The sequence below is a fragment of the Thiomicrorhabdus arctica DSM 13458 genome, from assembly GCF_000381085.1.
GTDB classification, from domain to species: Bacteria; Pseudomonadota; Gammaproteobacteria; order Thiomicrospirales; family Thiomicrospiraceae; genus Thiomicrorhabdus; species Thiomicrorhabdus arctica.
Window position 1 is genome coordinate 23,737 of sequence record NZ_KB905900.1, and the last position, 18,239, is coordinate 41,975.

Here is an 18,239-nt window from a genome sequence, read left to right on the forward strand (position 1 = left end):
CATCAAAATTCAAACCTACCAGGCCTGGTAAAACCATTTATTTACACCATATTACTTCCAAGTAATAATAGTTAGAAACAACCCTTGGAAGAGCAGATAATGAGTGAATTCGTAGACAACCTAGAAACCGTATTCTCAGAATTTGGTTCAGTGTCTGCCAAACGTATGTTTGGTGGTTATGGCATTTATCATGACGGCTTAATGTTTGGACTGGTCGCGGATGATGAGTTATATTTAAAAGCCGACAGCCAATCCACCTCTCACTTTACCGATAAAGGCCTTGCGCCTTTTGAATATAACAAGAACGGTAAAAGCGTCAAAATGAGTTACTATCAAGCACCCGAAGAAATCTATGATGATAGCGAAGTTGCCCGACAGTGGGCAATCATCGCTTTTGATGCGGCTTTACGCGGACGGAGCCAACGTAAGAAATAACCGCCAATGGCGGTTAGAGTACCCCTTAGGAAAAACAGAGTTTGACTTATCGATGCTGTTTTTTAAGGGATGCTTGGCGCTGTTCTGCACGATGCTGCTTCTTTTTATCTTTATTTTCGGCAATCTTTGCGGCCATATCAGCCCCCATATGGTTTTCACCACGTTTTTCAGCCAGCGTCATTTGTCTTTGACGCTCTTCAAATCGCGCTTTTTGCTCAGGCGTGGTGCTATCAAAACAGTGCGGGCAACTCACACCATGTTGATATTGATCGCTTAATTTATCTTGTTCGGTAATCGGCATACGGCAGCCATTGCACAGATCATAATTGCCCCTTTCTAGAGAATGATTGACGGTTACACGCTCATCAAACACAAAACATTCACCTTCCCACAAGGTTTCCTGCTCTGGAACATCCTCTAGGTATTTTAAAATACCCCCTTCTAGATGGTAGACCTCATCAAAACCTTGCTCTTTTAAATACGCGGTAGATTTTTCACAACGAATCCCCCCTGTACAGAACATAGCGATTTTTTTATGTTTGCTCGGATCAAGGTTATTTTTCACGTATTGCGGGAAGTTGCGAAAACTTTCGGTATTAGGATTCAAGGCATTTTTAAATGTCCCCACCTGCACTTCATACTCATTACGAGTATCCACCAGGGTCACGCCTGGATCGCTGATTAAGGCGTTCCAATCTTTGGGTTTCACATAGGTGCCGACTACTCGTTTAGGGTCTATGCCCTCCACGCCCATGGTGACAATCTCTTTTTTCAGCTTCACTCGAGTGCGTAAAAACGGCATCTCATCAACAAATGACTCTTTAAAACTCACACCTGCAAGACGTTGATCATTTTGCAGAAAAGCCAACAACGCATTAATGGCATCACGAGACCCGGCAACCGTGCCATTAATCCCCTCATGCGCAAGTAATAATGTGCCGCGAACATGGTTATCCAGCATAAAATTAAGCAAAGGCGCCTTTATTTCTGGGAAATCCTCCAGTGTGACGAATTTGTACAAGGCACACACAACCACATTAGACATAACTCTTCCTGCTCTTTGACGTAAGTACCTGTATTTTACGTTGGTTTGATGCATTTGTCCTGAGTAGTTGGGTGAAGAGTGGATTGAGTCTGTGCGTGACCAGAGAAAAGCAAAATAGAGACTCATCTTTTATTCTAATGATTCCCATGAAAACGTTTTTGAATTTAAACCCACCAGCCCTGGTCATATCCTGAATCACGCAAATAAAACGCACTTCTGCATTTTTCATTCAAAGCATGCCTAATATTCATTATAAAACACTAACTTTTGCTAAAATGGACGGCTAAATGAAGATGTTTGCTAAGAACACTCCTAACCCCTAATTAAGTGATGATTGATGTTATTTGCACACGTTAATAATATAGAACGCTTTGTGGCCAATCACTCCCATTATCTCAGCGTTAATCTATGAAATGGTTACAAGGCTTAGTCTTATTTTTTACACTCTTATCATTCAGCTCATTTGCCGAAGTAGCCCCTACATCTGCAACAAATCCAGAACCGACCAAAAATGACTCTCAACTGAACACTCAACCGCCAGCAAAACTAGAAGTCTCGGTTGAACTTGATAAAGAGGCAGACAGTGATCTGACGAAACAATTAGTCCAGGAACTCCCCCTGAGTTACTTAAAAAATGATGCCTTCCCTGCACAGACTGATTTTTTATACCAAAGAGCCGAAAGTGAACTGCTGAATGTCCTCAAAGCCTTAGGTTATTATTCGCCTAAAATCACAAGCCAACTAACACGCCAACCCAATTTAACCCGTGTTACCTTTAAGATTGACTTAGGTGATCCGGTACGCATTCGAAAAATAGATTTAGAGATTATAGGCGATGGTAAAAACCTGTCCGCCTGGCGACAATTTCAAAAGTTTCAGCTTACGTTAAAACCTAAAGCGATCTTTACACACCAAGACTACACCGATACGGTGAGTGCTCTGACAAATATTGCGGTGAATGAGGGGTATATGGACTATGAATTTACGCAACGTGAATTTAAGGTCTATCCGCATCTAAAGGCGGTTGATATCTATCTTCACCTCGATACCCATGCCCCCTACCGGTTTGGTAAAGTGACCTTTCAGGGCAGCAAACAGATTAATGATGCATTTTTACACCGCTATGTTGAATTCACCCCTGGCGACATTTATCGTCAAGAAGGCATTCTGACCCTGCAAAAAGGTCTGATAGACAGCAATTACTTCGGATTGATCCGAGTCGCACCCCAATATTCCAACCAACAGGATAGACATATTCCAATTCATGTTGAATTAGAGGACAGTCTTAAGCACCGTTTTGAAATGGGTGGCGGATATGGCACTGACACAGGTGCCCGAGTCCTCTTTGGTTTTGAAAATCGGTTAGTCAATCAGCAGGGACATAATTATCAAATTGATAGTTTGTTCGGTGAAAATGCACAAAACCTTAGTTTTAACTATCGTATACCAGGAAAACACCCAGCAACTCAACATTGGAATATGGGATTAAAATTTGATGCCACGCAGTCAGACACATTAAATCGATCTTTGAAGGCATTGTCTGCGGGCTACAGCTACCAAATTAACCCCGAATGGTTAATTCATCCCTTTATTTCATTCGAGTCAGAGGACTTTCGCTATACCAAAGATCCCTCTAACACAACCCAAACACTGCTTTTCGGTTCGAGTGTTAAAAACCGTTGGGTAAATAACGAGACCTATCCAACAGCGGGTTATCAACACAATGCGACTTTAAGAGTCAGTATTGACAATATCGTGTCAGATTCGCAATTCGCCCAACTCGAATTAAGCACACGTAAAGTGTTCTCCCTCGCGGAGTTTTGGCGTTTGCATCTCCGTGCAAAAACCATGCTGACTTTAGCGGATAAAAACCAATCCATTCCAGCAAGTTACTTAACACTTTTGGGGGGAGAAAATCTACGGGGTTATAAATTTGAGTCGATTGGTATTGAAAGCGATACAAACTCGATTATTGGTGCGCGGAATAGTCTTTCAGGTTCGGTTGAAACCGATTACCGACTCACCCAATATTTTGGTTTAGGACTCTTTGTCGATGCAGGACAACTTTTTGATAATAGACAGACTGGCGACATAAAGGTTGGTGCTGGATTTGGTTTACGCGGTTATACACCTGTAGGCATGGCAAAGTTAGATATTGCCTGGCCGGTGTCCGAAAAGGCACAACCTTGGCGTATACACTTTTCTTTAGGGTTTGATTTATGAAACGACCTAACCTTAAACATGCAGCGGCCTTTTTTAAAGGGTTTTGGGTGATTACGCTGAGTATTAGCGCACTGATTTTAATTCTGTTCCTTATCGTCGTATCCTTACTTTTATGGCATCCACAAAGCGCAAAAACAGCCCTGCCCTATTTAGAAAAATTCACCGGTGGTCAGTTGCAGATTGAATCGGCGGAAGGCCAATTAGTTGATGGCTTAACGCTCACAAATATCCGTTTCAATAGCCCTACCATCCATCTACATATTGACCAAATGAAGTGGCAGTGGCGCCTATCAGCCTTAATCAATCGTCATATTGATTTTCAAGAAATTGACATCACCAAACCGACGATTAAGCTCATCGGCAGTCGCCCTAAAACGGATGCAAGCACTACCGAACCATTTGCATTTTTCAGCCAGTTAGAAAGCTATCATGTTTTATTTGATGTCGATCATATCAGTATCACGCAAGCCAGCCTACAGCTTGAGAACAAGCCGGCCATTGAGATCGCACAATTGGATACAGGCATTCACTGGCAAGACAAGACGCTTACTCTGGAAAACCTTAAAACAGAGTATCAAACTTATCGACTGCATGCTAACAGTCGCTTTGAAGTGTTAAGCGCAACAAAGTTTAAAGCCGATTTAGACCTTAATCTATTGGGTTTAGAAGGAATAAAGTCACTAAAATTGGTGACTCAAGCCTCGGGTGGTTTACAACAGGTTCACTTAAATGTGGAGATGATTGAACCCTATACTATGCACTCTGAGCATGTGCTTAAAATGGATCAATCCACAATTCAGCTTGACTCACAATTTAAGCAGCTGAAAGCAAAGTTGAACGAACAATGGCAAATTAATCAGTTACAAGGCCAAAATAGCTTACGTTTTAACCTAAATAACAAAGTCCTTGTCAGCCAAGGCAAACTAAACATTAACCTAAAGGATAAGCCTTTAACAGAGCTTGAATATTCTACTGAATACGACCCGTCTGGCATGACCAAATTTGAACTTAAAACAGACTTTAAGAAGATGGGTGGTTTGAAAGTTCAGGGTCAGGCAAACCTTCAAAACTTGCCAAGCTTAGAGATGCTTACGGCCAAAGCAACCGTACAGACTGAACAGTTAAATTTGCAATGGCTAGACCCAAAACTGAACTATCAAATAAATAGCTTGTTTGACTTCACCCTCAGCGACTATCACACCCTGACAAGCCAACTCAGCATTAAACAACTTGATGTCACGGGTTTACCCGAAGCGATGGCATTTAAAGGCATTGTCAAAACTCAGCGTCATAAAGTAGCTAAAACTAAAGGGGCATCTTCGACCCAATCCAATGTAACCGACTCCGACTATGCGATAAATATTCAATCGGCTCAGTTAACGTATGCAGCCTATTCAGGCAAGGTTCAGGCGAAACTTTTTATAAAACCTGATTTCAGCCGAATCGAGATTCCTTCAGCCAAGCTATCTTTGGGGGATAACTCGATCGATTTCAACGGCCAATGGGCTGAAACATTTAAGCTCTCTTTAAATGCAAAACTCAATCAACTACACCAGTTGTATGCCCCTTTGTCAGGTAAAGTCACCGCCAAGGTCAATGCTAACGGTCGTTTGCTGAAAGACTTTTCTGGATTTGAGCAGGCCTGGTCAACTCTAAAAATCGATGCTGAAAATCTACGGTATCCACTGCCGAATTCACCCAACCAAGAGGCACTGACGCTCAAAAAAGTCACATTGAATGCAAAAGTTCCCTTACACAAATTGGCGTTGAGTACTTTTGCAATAACCGCTGACACGGTCTTACAGACCTCTAACATCGCCGAAAACCGTGTACTATTTTCTAAGATCAGTGCCATCCGTCAAGCGTCTAAAACAGGCATAAGCAGTGACGTGAAGGTACAGCACCCAGAGCTGAGTTTCCATGCCCAGCTCTATGAAGCAAAACCCAATTTAAAGCAACAAAGTATCATCTTAAGACGGTTTGATATTAAGCAACCTCAAACAGGAAGTTGGCAGTTAGCCCAACCCCGTCAAATTGAATGGAAAGCGCCTAGGCAGATTAAGACTGAAGAAATTTGCCTTCAATCCGTTGACAATGCTGAGGCTAAACTCTGTCTGCAAGCCCAAAATGATTATGCAAAATGGTCAATGAATGCATTTCCCATTTTCGACTGGATAAAACCTTGGTTAAGTGACACCCTATCGCTCAAAGGCCGCTTAAATGGTGAAGGCTCTTTAACCTGGAAAAATGAGCTCACAATGCAACAAACGCTCTTAATTCCGCAACTAGATGTGATGGTCACTGAGCAGGGTTACAAAGTACCGTTTGTCATTAGAAACTGGCAAACTGACATACAGTTAGACTCTAAAAAAGCCAGTCTTAAAAGCCTAGCCAACATCAATGAAACCGGTCGTTTAAACGCTGAAATTCATGCCGAAAACAAGAACAACCAGGCCTGGTCGGATGCTAAATTAAACGGAAAAATACATCTTAATCTGACCCAGTGGCCACTCAAAGGGAGAATTTTAGAACTCGTCGAGCTCAATAAAACAGAGTTGAATATTGAGAGTCTACTGTCAGGCAACCTCAAGACTCTGCACCACGATACGCAAGCCAATATTGACCTCGATCTAAATTTGCCTTTACTCGGTTTGAAGAATCAAGCGATTCAGTTACAAGCACAACTGACCCCTCAAGCCATTGAAGCAAAAGGGGTTTGGAAGCAACAAGAGAATCAAACTGAGAAACGTCGAGCAGATTTAACACTCAAATTAACCCAACTCGACACTCAACCTAAATTATTGGCCCACTTTGATACACAATCGATTGAGTTGCTTAAAACCCCTTTTGCACACCTGATAACCTCTGCAAACATGGAAGTGACGTTGGCCAAAGGGGCCACTCATATCCTAGGTCAAGTACAATTACAAGACAGTGAGTTAAACCTGGATGAGATGCCTTTGCACCAACGCACATCCACCAGCGATGATGAGATCATCATAAATGCACAAGGCCAAGTGGTTCCCAAAGAAGATAGCACTTCTAATCTCAGTTACGATATAAAAATTGGTTTTGGTCAAAATGTAAAAGTGAACGTACAGAATTCTCAACTGTTTTTAGGCGGTGAACTGCAACTGGTTAAAACGCTAAACTCACCGGAAATGAAAGCATTTGGCGAGGTTAAGTTGCGCGAAGGTTATATCAATTTGGATGCACGAAATCGGATTCAAGTAGATGGTTCCAGTTTTATCTTTAACGGTATGATTGGCAACCCAACACTCAATGTGAACCTCTATAGAGTCGTGGATCAAACCACAGCTCGACTCAATATCACAGGTAATGCGAGCCAACCACAGTTTGTGTTCTACTCCACTCCCGCTTTATCACAAGGGCGTATTATTAATTTAATGGTCTTTGGACGTGCGGGTGATATGTCAAAGGAGCCCAATTATGAGTCTCAAGTGTTGAGTGCCTTTTACAAACTCGGCATTCAAAACAATACCCCTGTGCTCAACACTTTAACCAGTACGTTGGGCATTCAGGATGTCTACTTTGATGTGCAAGGACAGAAAGTGAGTAGTCTTTTGGTAGGGCGTAGCCTAACTGATAAGCTTTATGTCCGTTATGCCAAGGACTTAACTGGGCAACAAAACAATGCTGTGCAGTTCTTTTATCAATTGACCAATAAATGGCTTCTAAAAACCAATAGCGGCGACAACAACAGTTCGGTTGATCTCATTTATCGACTTGAACGCTAAGTATTAGGCCTGCAGAATGTCATTATCGGTTAACGAAAATAGCCAACATAACTCCTTGCAACCCTGAATAAACAACGTATTATTTAGGCTATTCAGTTTAGACAAAAAAAGTAACAACTCATGAGACATATAGTCATTACAGGCGGCAATAAAGGCATTGGTTTAGCATTAACACAAAAGTTTGTTGAAGCCGGTGATCACGTACAGATTATCGCAAGAGACTTTAGTCATCCATCCCATTTTGATTACCAAAACCACCCATTAGTGACGTGCACCGCTTTTGATTTGACTGACTTGGAGGAGTTACCAGCCCTGGTTGATTCAATCGATTCAATTGACGTGCTGATTAATAATGCAGGCCTCTTACAACAACAGACCTATGACTCCTATACAGATCCACAACGAGACTACTCCCTTGCCTTAAATATTATGGCACCTGTGAAGTTAATTGAATTGTTAGCAGACAAGCTCAAAGTGACTTCAGAATATACGCCTAGAGTGGTGAATAACGCCTCTATCGCGGGACAGATTGGCCATCCTGACATTTGGTACGGCATTAGCAAGGCAGGACTGATTAATGCCACCAAGTCCTTCTCTAAAGCGTTTGAGGGCACCATTATCGTCAATGCCGTCGCCCCCAGTCCAACCGAAACAGATATGCTGGACAATATCCCGCAACACCGACAACAGGCTTTCTTGAAAAACACGATAGCAGGTCGATTTGCGACGGCTGATGAGGTCGCTGAGTCAATCTATTGGCTGGCAACTGAGTCGCCTGAATATATTAATGGGATCTGTTTGGATATTAATAATGGTTCTTTTCCAAGATAATCTACGGTCTCTCAAACAAAAGCTAGGCATCGATCAGAAAAAAACAGTGTGCACAATAGGCTCATCACACTGAAGAACTGCAAATGATTATAGCCAAATAAGTGAGTTGATCTTTTAAGCCTTAGCCAGACAATTCACCTCTTTGAGCGCGTTAAAGTAAAACAGAGCATATTCTTGAAACTCATCCGCTTTCTTTTTCTCGAAACTTTCAGCAATGGTTAGCAAACGAGCATATTCTCCCGTGCCATTCAGTAAACCCTCTTTAATCCCATCACTGATGGGAATATGGCTTAAAGCCTGCTCCAAGGTTTGTCCAACAATGACGTCTAACATTGAGAAAAGACCCGCCAAATAGAAGCTGTCGACATTCGTTAAGTTTTCATGCTGTGCGACATTACGCATAAAGATCGCTCTTAAACGCGCTAAATTAAAGACTTCGGGAATGACATCGTCTAACGCCGTCAGGGAAATCATGGTCGCCCAAGCCTGCACACGTTTCATCCCGAATAAACTCAGCACTTCTTTTAATGTTGAAAAATTGGGCATTTTAGCCGTTCGGTATTGGCCAGCCATTTTTAAAATCTTAAGACTTAGACCTACATCTCTTTCGATCACCTTTTCTAAATCATCCAAATGCAACGAAGAATCAACGATTTTTTCCAACAGCTGCATTAAATTAACCTTACCCACGCCCAGCTGTTTTCCCGTCACAATTTCAGGCTTTGCAAAGTAATAGCCCTGAAACAAGTCTGCTCCAGCCGCTTTGCAATGTTCAAACATCTCTTTGGTTTCCACGCGTTCGGCCAGAATAATGACTTTAGCGATATTTTTAACTTTATCAAATAAAGGTTTTAATTTTTCTGGACTGACATGTTCAACATCAAATTTAATGATATCGGCCATCTGTATAAAAGGCAGGAACCTATTTTTAAAAATAAAATCATCTAAGGCAATGGTATACCCCTGCTCTTTTAAGTATTGAATACTTGTAATCACGGCTTCCGTTGGTCGAACGTCTTCTAACACTTCAATCACGGTTTGGGCGTGATGGAAAATCGGTTCTTGTGCCTCTAAAAAAAACGCTTCCGGGAAGTTAATAAAGGCCTTTGCATTTCCTACCAACTCGTTCAACCCAACATTCATCATCGCATTACGAATCACAACCGCCGTCGCGGTACTGGCAGAATCAAATTCAGCTGTTGTCGTCAAACCGCCACGGAACAATAATTCATAGCCATAAATGTGATTATTGCCGTCTAAAATAGGCTGCCTGCCAACAAAATAGTCATCTTGTGCTGCTTCCATAACGAATCACTTTATTTGATTTTAAGTCTCATTGTATCGTCCTGTTAGCAGCGAAAGTAAATAATTATTTTTGGGCTTGAACAAACTTCATGAGTAGCCCAATGACAGCGTTCTCCGTCTTAACAAAACGAGTGTACAAGAAACTGTATCTGCAAAACCTTAAAAAACGGATGGTATGAAAGACGTTTGCGGTCTCTATTGAATGCATAAGGATGAATATAAGATTAAAAGGCTAAATTTAGAATGGTAAAACAGACAAGTGGAGATAATAGTAACACTTAGGAACAAGACCCAGATAGACCTAGCGTTTAGAAGAAAGTGATATATAGATAGAAATAGGAATAGAGAGGTGTAGAACAGAGTAAGTTAATACAAACCGCTTACTCTGCCCTATTTTATACTCAAACTCGACTTAGGAATTTAACGGGTTAGCCATGGAGAAATAAACGATTCCGTTACAGTAGCCTTCCCAAGCTCATTGAGCATAAACGTTTTTAGCTGACAACAGATTGGTTTGTCTTACGACGACGTGCCATAAAACCAACTAAACCTAAGCCACCTAACATTAAAGCATAAGTGCTTGGTTCTGGAACGGCTGAAACAGTTGCAGCTTTAACAGTACCATCAATTACATAAGTACTACCCACTGTACCAGATACATCACCAGCGACCGCAACACGGTAACTACCCGCACCTAAATCGGAGTTGTAATCTACCTGAGTACCAGAAGCGACACCCCAGCTTTGAATGTTATCCCACATTGATGTGCCAGAGTTCCATTGGGCAAAATCAACCGTCATGTTGTCACTGCGGACTTTATCAATGCCATCATTGTCAGTCACTAACCAGTTAGCCAACAAACCATCAAGGTTTAATGTATTCCCTAATTGAAACATGTAGTCATCGGCATAAGAAGATGGAGCCAAACCAACATTATATTCTTGAACGCGGTGAAAGTTTTCAGTTCCACCTAGGCTAAGCATTCCGAAATCAGTGGACGCTGCGTTTGCCATTCCAGTTGCAAAAACAAATGGAGCGATTAACCCAAGTTTAATGATATTTTTATTTAAAGCTTTATTTAAAGTTTTCATAATATAATTCCAATGTTAAGAGTAAAATTTTACTTACTTAAGCATTGCAGCTCAGCCATCTTTGCGAACCTGTGCCTCAAAGACCTGTAGCTTTCCGTTGCTTTACTCACGTAAAGATTGGCCTATACTTATAAAGTTCAAGCACTATGTTATAGATTAGTATTTAAACGTACAAACAAAAATAACTTATAGTGCATTCAATAAGTTAATGACCCTCTTAAATAGAGGATGATTTGTAAAAGGTGCACATAATCTTTTTTAGTTTTGATCGGATTCAAAGACAATTTCATTCACCACACGTTTTAACGATAAAAGCCGTTTGACGAATATCCTGGGAAAAATCTATGTATTGAGCCGAACTTTCGAAAGAGAGGTTATGTAAATTTTACCCCTGAGATTCACCTTAAAATGAATAGAGTGTTTCAATGGGTAATTTAGGAAAACAAAAAAAGAATGTATACACATTTTACGAAAGAGGGGGTTAGAACAGAGTAAGCCAAAAAATATTTTACTCTGTCCTTTTTTTGAATCAATTGAGACTTAGCCATTTAACGAATGGGTCATGGCGACATAATCCATCCGATTAACGTCTTCTTTCTAAGCCATTTCAAATGAAACGATTTTAAGCTGCCATTAAGTTTGAACTTACAGCTACATTTGTTTTACGACGTCTTGCCATAAAACCAACTAGCCCTAAGCCGCCTAACATTAAGGCAACAGTACTTGGCTCAGGAACGGCTGAAACAGTACCATCAAGCACGTAAGTGCTACCAGTAGAACCACTCACGTCACCGGCAATATCAATACGATAGTTACCTGCGACTAAATTGTTGTTGTATACCACTTCATCCCCTGAAGCGACATCCCAATGTCTACGTAGATTCCAGTTAGGAGTACCGTTATCCTCATAGAAATCAACCGTCATATTATCACTTGCTACTCTACGAGCCGACCCTGTAGAAGTACGAGGTGCTAACCAGTTTGACAAGAAACCATCAATGTTTAGCGGATCATTTAATTGAAACGAGTATTGATCAGCATAGGAGGAGACCAAGTCTACGTCATAGCTAATAACACGGTGAAATTTAGATTTTCCATCGACACTAAGCAGTCCAAAATCAACCGCTGCCGCGTTCGCCATGCCAGTAGCCAGAACGAACGGAGCTACCATTCCAACTTTTATTAAATTTTTATTTAACGTTTTCATAATATATTCTTCCAATGTTAAGAGTAAAAAGTTTACAAACTTAAGCATTGCAACCCAGCCATCTTAGTGGAACATCCCTCAAAGATCTGCAGCTTTCCGTACTTAACTCACGTCAAGTTTGGCTTTATCTATAAATTCAGTATTTATACTACCCTAGTACACTAAAATACACTAATAAAAAATTACTCAGAGTTATTTAAAAATTTAATGACGTTGTTAGATCTTTTTTATTGATCCTAATGAACGAATGAGAAGATGACAGTAGAATAACGTGCAGTACACGCATACCCTTGTCATGCTTTTATTTCAGATATATTAAGCTAAAATTCATGATCTGATCACTCACAATTTTCATCTTTTTTAAATCATAAAATTCACGGCTAAAAGCTTTTAATTGTTTTACAATCTTAGCTTAACATTCACGCTAACGATCGAGAACACAATGAGTGATTTACGCCAAGCGGCTTTGAACTACCACGCCCTTCCAAAACCCGGAAAGCTCGAAACGGCACTTATTAAACCCTGTGAGTCCCAACGGGATTTAAGCTTGGCGTACAGCCCTGGCGTGGCCGAACCGGTGCGTGAAATTGTCATAGAGCCTACGAATGTTTATAAATATACCGGAAAGGCTAATTTGGTTGCCGTGATTACAAATGGCACCGCAGTCTTGGGCTTAGGTAATACAGGAGCCTTGGCCAGCAAGCCCGTCATGGAGGGCAAAGCCATGTTGTTTAAGCGCTTTGCCAATATTGATGTGTTTGATATCGAAATTGATTGCAGTGACACGGCTGAGTTAATTCGCACCATTGTCAATATCGCGCCAACATTTGGTGGCATTAACTTAGAAGACATTGCAGCTCCACAATGTTTTGAAGTTGAAAAAGCCGTACAAGCGCAACTCAATATTCCCGTGTTTCATGATGATCAACATGGCACAGCCATTGTCTCATCGGCAGGTTTATTGAATGCGCTTGAAATTCAAAACAAACAGCTAGAACATGTGCGTATTGTCTGTGTGGGAGCGGGGGCTGCTGGGATTGCTTGCTTGAACTTGCTCGTAGAGCTTGGTGCTTTGAAAAAGCATATCACGCTAGTGGATAGCCAAGGCATTGTATCCAAAAACCGCAATGACTTAAATCGCTATAAACAGTCGTTTGCTATAGATACCGATAAAACTTGTTTAGCGGAAGCGATGGAAAACGCTGATGTATTTTTGGGTCTGTCAGGAAAAGACATTCTCACCGAGGAGATGTTATGTACGATGGCCGTTAACCCTATTGTCTTTGCCATGGCCAATCCTGACCCTGAAATGGATCCAAAACTGGCTCATAAAACTCGAAGTGATCTTATTATGGCCACTGGACGGAGCGACTATCCGAATCAAGTGAATAATGTTTTAGGCTTTCCCTATATCTTCCGTGGTGCTTTAGATGTCTTTGCCACTAAGATTACGTTACGCATGCAAATCGCCGCCGTTCACGCCTTACGAAAATTAGCACACAGCCCTGTGCCAGCGGAAGTCATTGCGGCTTATGGCGGTGATGCTTTGGTGTTTGGACGTGAGTATATCTTGCCCAAACCAAATGATCCTAGATTGATTCATGTCATCCCTAAAGCGGTTAGCCAAGCCGCCATTGCTTCTGGCGTTGCACAATTGGACTTGATTTAAACATGATCGGCCTCCAAGCAGAGTCGTCAGAGGTAAATCCGCAGATTGCTTTGCCTGACGTAACGAGTTTACGGCCTAAACCGACCAGGCCTGGTCATTACTTATGATGCCATTTTTTTCTTTGCTTGGAATATGTTCGATATTGGTCAGTTCAATACTGACTGGGTGCAGCAGCCTCCCCAATCATTTGACCAATAGACCAGTGAATTTGGTAGCCGCTGACCGACCCCTAACCGTTGAACCTCTGCAGAACGCTTATGACTACCGACTGATTAATAGCCAAACGCAACAGCCCTTAACGGTTAAACAGCTGGCTATCCAACTTCAAGACCAGGATATTGTCTTTGTCGGCGAGCTGCATGGCAACCATGCTTCTCACCTTTTAGAGATGCAATTAATGACAGAGATGCATATTTTGCATCCGCGGCAAATTCTTTCTATGGAGATGTTTAATCGCGATCAACAATCGATTTTAAATCGCTATTTAGACAGTGAAATTGGCGAAGCATTTTTAATCAACGAAGCGCCCACTTGGTCGAATTATACGGGCTCTTATCGCCCATTGATTGAATTTGCCAAACAGAATTTTATCCCCGTCATTGCCGCCAATGCACCGGCAGACATTGTTCGTTGCATTGGTCGTCAAGGTTCTGCTTACTTAAACAAGCTGTTGCCCAGAGAACGGCTCTTGATTGCAAGCAAACCCTTGACTGATCAGCCCGAATATCGTCTACGTTATATGGATTTTTTGGCCGATGCGAGAAAATTGACGGCCGAACATAAAGAGAACAGTTACTTAGCACAGCTTACGCGGGACAATACCATGGCAGAATCAATCTACCAGGCCTGGTTAGACAATCCACACGCTCAAATCCTGCACCTCAATGGCCAATTTCATAGCGAGTATTCTTTGGGAACGGTTTCGGCTCTGAAAAGCCTAAACTCCAAATTAAAGGTGGCCGTCATTAGTCCTGTACTGGTTGAAAATGCTGTTCAACCAAGCTATTCAGTTGAAGATTTAAAAAAGGGAGATGTGATTTATCTCCTCCAAAACCAACCGGAACAATATTTAGATTCTCGTTATAAACAACAAGCCAGAAAAAAACTCTTTAGCCAAGCCGAAAAAGCACTCTGTCGCTAAAAGACCTCTTTGTAATCTGGAGAGGTAGGGTATATTAAGACAAGAAAGGACAACCTGCCATTAAAGTCACTATCATTCGACTTTAACGGCATTGATTAAAGGTTGTTTCGTTTGAAAGGCTTTTATATTTTCTGCCGTGGTTTTGGCAATATGCGATAGCGCTTCTTGGGTAAAATAGGCCTGATGCCCTGTGATCAGTACGTTTGGGAACGTTAGCAAACGTTCAAACATATCATCCTGAATGATTTCAGTGGAATGATCTTCAAAAAACAAAGCCCCCTCTTTTTCATAAACATCTAAACCCAAATAACCTATTTTCTGGGATTTAAGGCCTTCTATGACAGCCTGCGTCGCCATTAAAGCGCCACGTCCGGTATTAATCAACATCACCCCGGTTTTCATTTTGGCAATGGAATCAGTATCAATAATATGCGTGCTCTCGGGCGTTAAAGGACAGTGTAATGAAATAATATCTGACTGGGCCCAAATGCTTTCTAGATCAACCTGTTCTAACTCAAGCTCTTGACAGGCATGACATTCAAATGGGTCATAAACCAAGACCTGACAGCCAAATGCCTTCAGCATTTTACCCACCAAACGGCCGATTCTTCCCGCGCCAATAATGCCTACCGTCTTGCCATGCATATCAAAACCTAACATGCCATTTAGAGAAAAGTTTCCTTCTCTCACGCGATTATACGCACGGTAAAGTTTACGGTTTAACGCTAACATCAAACCTACCGTGTGTTCCGCCACGGCATAAGGTGAATAGGCCGGCACACGAACAACTGAAATCCCCACATCACTTGCAGCCTGCAAATCGACTTGATTAAAACCGGCACAACGTAATGCAATCAAGCGCGTACCGCCTTCGGCCAAAATTTTGAGCACCTTTGCATCTAAACGATCATTCACAAAAGCGCTGACCACTTCTGCCCCGTGCGCATATGCCAGAGTATCTAGATCTAATAACACGTCCAGATATAAACTGTCCCAGGATGCATCAAAGACCTGGATCAGTGCTTTTTTATCATAAGGTTTGCAACTATAGGAAACGATTTTCATGGGATTTTCTCTCACGGTTAATCTATCTGGTTAGATACGTTTATTTTGCTCAAAACGCCTATTTACTCCATTATAAACCTACTTTAGGACGCCAAAAAAGTTTGGATACATTCATTTCTGCGAGGCCTAGCCTCTAAGAGCTTCTCGCAAAACCAGGCATGTTTCGTAAAGGTTGAATACACCATTTTAATAATCGTTGCCGACAAATTTATAATGCACGTGCTTTTAAATAAGCCAACTCTGAAATCTCTGTCCACTGCATGACTTGCTCTTTAAAGCTTTTCTGTGATGCCCACACTTTAGTCGAAAGCGCATCTTTTTTGGCTTCCTCTTCTACAACTTGCTCCGAAATGGTTTTAAGCTTTTTAAGTACGGCGTCGGGGAAGTGACGTAATTGGACATTATGTTTGGTGATTAAGGTCTGCAATGCTTGCTGATTACGTGCTGTATATTCTGCTAACATATCAGCGTTCGCGACCTTAATGGCATTACGCACAATGCTTTGTAAATCCGCTGGCAACTCATTAAATGCGGCTTCATTAATCATACATTCCATTGTCGTGCCAGGCTCATGCCAACCAGGCGTATAGTAATATTTAGCGGACTTGTAAAAACCGAATGCCAAATCATTATAAGGTCCCACCCATTCGGTCGCATCCAAGGCTCCAGACTGCATCGCTGGAAACAGCTCTCCACCTGGTAAGGTCACCGGAATACCCCCGACACGTCGAAGGACTTCGCCCCCTAAGCCAGGCATACGCATTTTCAACCCTTTGAGGTCTTCTAGGCTATTAATCTCTTTATTAAACCAACCACCCATTTGCGTGCCCGTATTTCCACCCGGATTTGGAATCAAGCCAAATGGCTTATAAGCCTCTTCCCATAAGGCCAAACCTCCGCCGTAATACATCCAGGCATTCATCTCTTGAGCTGTTAAACCAAAAGGTACCGATGAAAAAAAGGCCGCGCTTGGAATTTTACCTTTCCAATAATAAGCACCGGCATGGCCTAATTGAGCATTGCCGCTAGAAACCGCATCAAACACCTCAAATGCGCCAACCAACTCGCCTGCCCCATATACTTTCACATTGATTCGACCACCAGACATATCACCAATCAACTTAGCGATATTATTGGCACCCGTCCCTAAACCTGGAAAGTTCTTCGGCCATGTGGTGACCATCTTCCAGTCATAGGTTTTTTGCGCTTCACAGGAAGCCGATTGTGCAGATGCTTCTTCTTTACCACAAGCGGTTAAGGCTGTGGCCGCAGTTGCACCTGCAATGACGCCTATAAAATCTCTACGTTTCATGTCTTTGTTATCCTACTTTCTAATTGATTAAGAACATTCTATGCAAAACAGGGCTTTAAATCAGTTTTTATTAGCTTACAAAGTCTTTATATCTGAGTTCCAAATTTCAAAGCACCCATTTAGACATAAAAAAAGGGAAGCATTAGCTCCCCCGTTTTTACAAACCGATTATGTTAAGAACGTATCTTAAAAGTCATCACGTGGATTAAATGGCATGGTTTCAGCCATTTTTTCATAGAGTGCTTTTTGCTCATCGGTGACCGGCTCAGGCGCATGGATTTGAATCATCACATACTGATTACCCGGATCTTTCCCCAAACCTCGGCCTTTGATTCTAAGTTTTGCACCAGACTGTGTGCCTGCCGCAATGCCCATTTTAATCTTACCTTTAAGCGTGGGGATTTCAACCTTAGCCCCTAAAGCAGCCTCCCACGGTGTCAGCGGCAAATCTAAATAAACGTCTTTCCCATCCACTTCATAGTGCGGATGTTTCTGCAGATTTATTTCAATCAGAACGTCACCATCAGGCCCACCACTTACGCCACTAAACCCTTTCTCTTTGACACGAATTTTTTGGTCTTTAAGAACCCCTGCCGGGATTTTGATCTTAATAGGATGGGTATCATACGAATACGATTGGCTACGTGAATCACCTGTTTGTACATTGATGGTACGTTCAGTGCCTTCAATCGCTTCTTCTAACGTCAACATGATTTTAACGATTTGGTCGGCGCCTTTCTGAGGTCGGGCTTGTTGTTGTCCAAAACCGCCTTGCGCACCGCCGAAGCCTCCACCGCCAAACATATCGCCAAAGATGTCGCCGTAATCCTGACCGCCGCCAAAACCACCATGACCACCACCTGTGCCACGTTGCTGATAATCTGCGCCATACTGATCATACATATTGCGTTTTTCAGCATCACTTAAGGTTTCATAAGCTTCGCTCAGTTCTTTAAATTTGGCCTCATCACCCGTCGGTTTGTCTGGGTGAACTTTAGCCGCCATTTTACGGTAGGCTTTTTTAATTTCAGCATCACTCGCACTGCGAGAAACGCCCAAAATCGCATAATAATCTTTGCTCATTGCTTAACTTCTCTTTTAAAGATTTTAACTTTAGTAAATAATGACATATTAATAGAGGTAAAGTAGAGTATTTC

General features: G+C 41.9%; 13 protein-coding genes and 2 riboswitches. Of the genes, 6 read left to right on the forward strand and 7 right to left on the reverse strand.

Annotated elements, in window-relative coordinates:
* Positions 1 to 99 precede the first annotated feature (99 nt).
* Positions 100 to 435, forward strand: coding sequence for a TfoX/Sxy family protein (locus tag F612_RS0108625; protein WP_019557364.1), 336 nt, complete (start codon positions 100 to 102; stop codon positions 433 to 435).
* Between the two features lie 46 nt (positions 436 to 481).
* Here F612_RS0108625 and trhO read toward each other — a convergent pair whose 3' ends face one another.
* Complete coding sequence (gene trhO, locus F612_RS0108630; protein ID WP_019557365.1) at positions 482 to 1,480, reverse strand: oxygen-dependent tRNA uridine(34) hydroxylase TrhO; 999 nt, start codon at positions 1,478 to 1,480, stop codon at positions 482 to 484.
* A 408-nt stretch (positions 1,481 to 1,888) separates the two neighbouring features.
* Here trhO and F612_RS0108640 point away from each other — a divergent pair, with 408 nt between their 5' ends.
* The 3 genes from F612_RS0108640 to F612_RS0108650 all read left to right on the forward strand — a co-directional run bounded on the left by F612_RS0108640 (position 1,889) and on the right by F612_RS0108650 (position 8,292).
* Positions 1,889 to 3,703 (forward strand): autotransporter assembly complex protein TamA, encoded by a 1,815-nt coding sequence (locus F612_RS0108640; protein WP_019557367.1) that lies wholly within the window; start codon positions 1,889 to 1,891, stop codon positions 3,701 to 3,703.
* A complete protein-coding gene (locus F612_RS0108645) occupies positions 3,700 to 7,461 on the forward strand; it encodes a translocation/assembly module TamB domain-containing protein (protein ID WP_019557368.1) in 3,762 nt (1,253 codons plus the stop codon). Before F612_RS0108640 ends, F612_RS0108645 begins: the two co-directional genes overlap by 4 nt.
* Before the next feature lie 120 nt (positions 7,462 to 7,581).
* Positions 7,582 to 8,292, forward strand: a complete 711-nt coding sequence (locus F612_RS0108650; protein WP_019557369.1) for an SDR family oxidoreductase — start codon at positions 7,582 to 7,584, stop codon at positions 8,290 to 8,292.
* Between the two features lie 114 nt (positions 8,293 to 8,406).
* Here the strand turns inward: F612_RS0108650 and F612_RS0108655 are convergent, their stop codons facing one another.
* The 3 genes from F612_RS0108655 to F612_RS13015 form a co-directional block, all read right to left on the reverse strand.
* Entirely contained in the window at positions 8,407 to 9,597 is a 1,191-nt protein-coding gene (locus F612_RS0108655; RefSeq protein WP_019557370.1) for an EAL and HDOD domain-containing protein, read from the reverse strand.
* A gap of 494 nt (positions 9,598 to 10,091) precedes the next feature.
* A complete protein-coding gene (locus F612_RS13010) occupies positions 10,092 to 10,688 on the reverse strand; it encodes an FxDxF family PEP-CTERM protein (RefSeq protein ID WP_019557371.1) in 597 nt (198 codons plus the stop codon).
* 42 nt (positions 10,689 to 10,730) lie between these two features.
* Positions 10,731 to 10,820: riboswitch (cyclic di-GMP riboswitch) on the reverse strand.
* A 490-nt stretch (positions 10,821 to 11,310) separates the two neighbouring features.
* Positions 11,311 to 11,895: an FxDxF family PEP-CTERM protein gene (locus tag F612_RS13015; RefSeq protein ID WP_245539531.1), complete on the reverse strand. Its 585-nt coding sequence runs from the start codon at positions 11,893 to 11,895 to the stop codon at positions 11,311 to 11,313.
* 45 nt (positions 11,896 to 11,940) lie between these two features.
* A riboswitch (cyclic di-GMP riboswitch) is annotated at positions 11,941 to 12,028 on the reverse strand.
* Positions 12,029 to 12,337: 309 nt separating this feature from the next.
* Between F612_RS13015 and F612_RS0108670 the strand changes: the two genes are divergently transcribed.
* Together F612_RS0108670 and F612_RS0108675 are read left to right on the forward strand one after the other, a co-directional pair.
* Positions 12,338 to 13,564, forward strand: a complete 1,227-nt coding sequence (locus F612_RS0108670; RefSeq protein WP_019557373.1) for a malic enzyme-like NAD(P)-binding protein — start codon at positions 12,338 to 12,340, stop codon at positions 13,562 to 13,564.
* Positions 13,565 to 13,751: 187 nt separating this feature from the next.
* Positions 13,752 to 14,705 carry a ChaN family lipoprotein gene (locus F612_RS0108675; RefSeq protein ID WP_245539532.1) on the forward strand — a complete coding sequence of 318 codons (954 nt, stop codon included), beginning with the start codon at positions 13,752 to 13,754 and terminating at the stop codon, positions 14,703 to 14,705.
* Positions 14,706 to 14,777: 72 nt separating this feature from the next.
* Here F612_RS0108675 and F612_RS0108680 read toward each other — a convergent pair whose 3' ends face one another.
* The 3 genes from F612_RS0108680 to F612_RS0108695 all read right to left on the reverse strand — a co-directional run bounded on the left by F612_RS0108680 (position 14,778) and on the right by F612_RS0108695 (position 18,165).
* Entirely contained in the window at positions 14,778 to 15,770 is a 993-nt protein-coding gene (locus tag F612_RS0108680; protein ID WP_019557375.1) for a 2-hydroxyacid dehydrogenase, read from the reverse strand.
* 208 nt (positions 15,771 to 15,978) lie between these two features.
* Positions 15,979 to 17,082 (reverse strand): TRAP transporter substrate-binding protein, encoded by a 1,104-nt coding sequence (locus F612_RS0108685; protein WP_019557376.1) that lies wholly within the window; start codon positions 17,080 to 17,082, stop codon positions 15,979 to 15,981.
* Between the two features lie 186 nt (positions 17,083 to 17,268).
* Entirely contained in the window at positions 17,269 to 18,165 is an 897-nt protein-coding gene (locus F612_RS0108695) for a DnaJ C-terminal domain-containing protein (protein ID WP_019557378.1), read from the reverse strand.
* Between the last annotated feature and the right edge of the window lie 74 nt (positions 18,166 to 18,239).

Excerpts from the sequence above, each read along its gene's own strand:
- F612_RS13015 (WP_245539531.1), bottom strand. The coding sequence starts at position 11,895 with ATGAAAACGTTAAATAAAAATTTAATAAAAGTTGGAATGGTAGCTCCG.
- trhO (WP_019557365.1), bottom strand. The coding sequence starts at position 1,480 with ATGTCTAATGTGGTTGTGTGTGCCTTGTACAAATTCGTCACACTGGAG.
- F612_RS0108655 (WP_019557370.1), bottom strand. The coding sequence starts at position 9,597 with ATGGAAGCAGCACAAGATGACTATTTTGTTGGCAGGCAGCCTATTTTA.
- F612_RS0108640 (WP_019557367.1), top strand. The coding sequence starts at position 1,889 with ATGAAATGGTTACAAGGCTTAGTCTTATTTTTTACACTCTTATCATTC.
- F612_RS0108685 (WP_019557376.1), bottom strand. The coding sequence starts at position 17,082 with ATGAAACGTAGAGATTTTATAGGCGTCATTGCAGGTGCAACTGCGGCC.
- F612_RS0108695 (WP_019557378.1), bottom strand. The coding sequence starts at position 18,165 with ATGAGCAAAGATTATTATGCGATTTTGGGCGTTTCTCGCAGTGCGAGT.
- F612_RS0108670 (WP_019557373.1), top strand. The coding sequence starts at position 12,338 with ATGAGTGATTTACGCCAAGCGGCTTTGAACTACCACGCCCTTCCAAAA.
- F612_RS0108650 (WP_019557369.1), top strand. The coding sequence starts at position 7,582 with ATGAGACATATAGTCATTACAGGCGGCAATAAAGGCATTGGTTTAGCA.
- F612_RS0108645 (WP_019557368.1), top strand. The coding sequence starts at position 3,700 with ATGAAACGACCTAACCTTAAACATGCAGCGGCCTTTTTTAAAGGGTTT.
- F612_RS13010 (WP_019557371.1), bottom strand. The coding sequence starts at position 10,688 with ATGAAAACTTTAAATAAAGCTTTAAATAAAAATATCATTAAACTTGGG.
- F612_RS0108625 (WP_019557364.1), top strand. The coding sequence starts at position 100 with ATGAGTGAATTCGTAGACAACCTAGAAACCGTATTCTCAGAATTTGGT.
- F612_RS0108680 (WP_019557375.1), bottom strand. The coding sequence starts at position 15,770 with ATGAAAATCGTTTCCTATAGTTGCAAACCTTATGATAAAAAAGCACTG.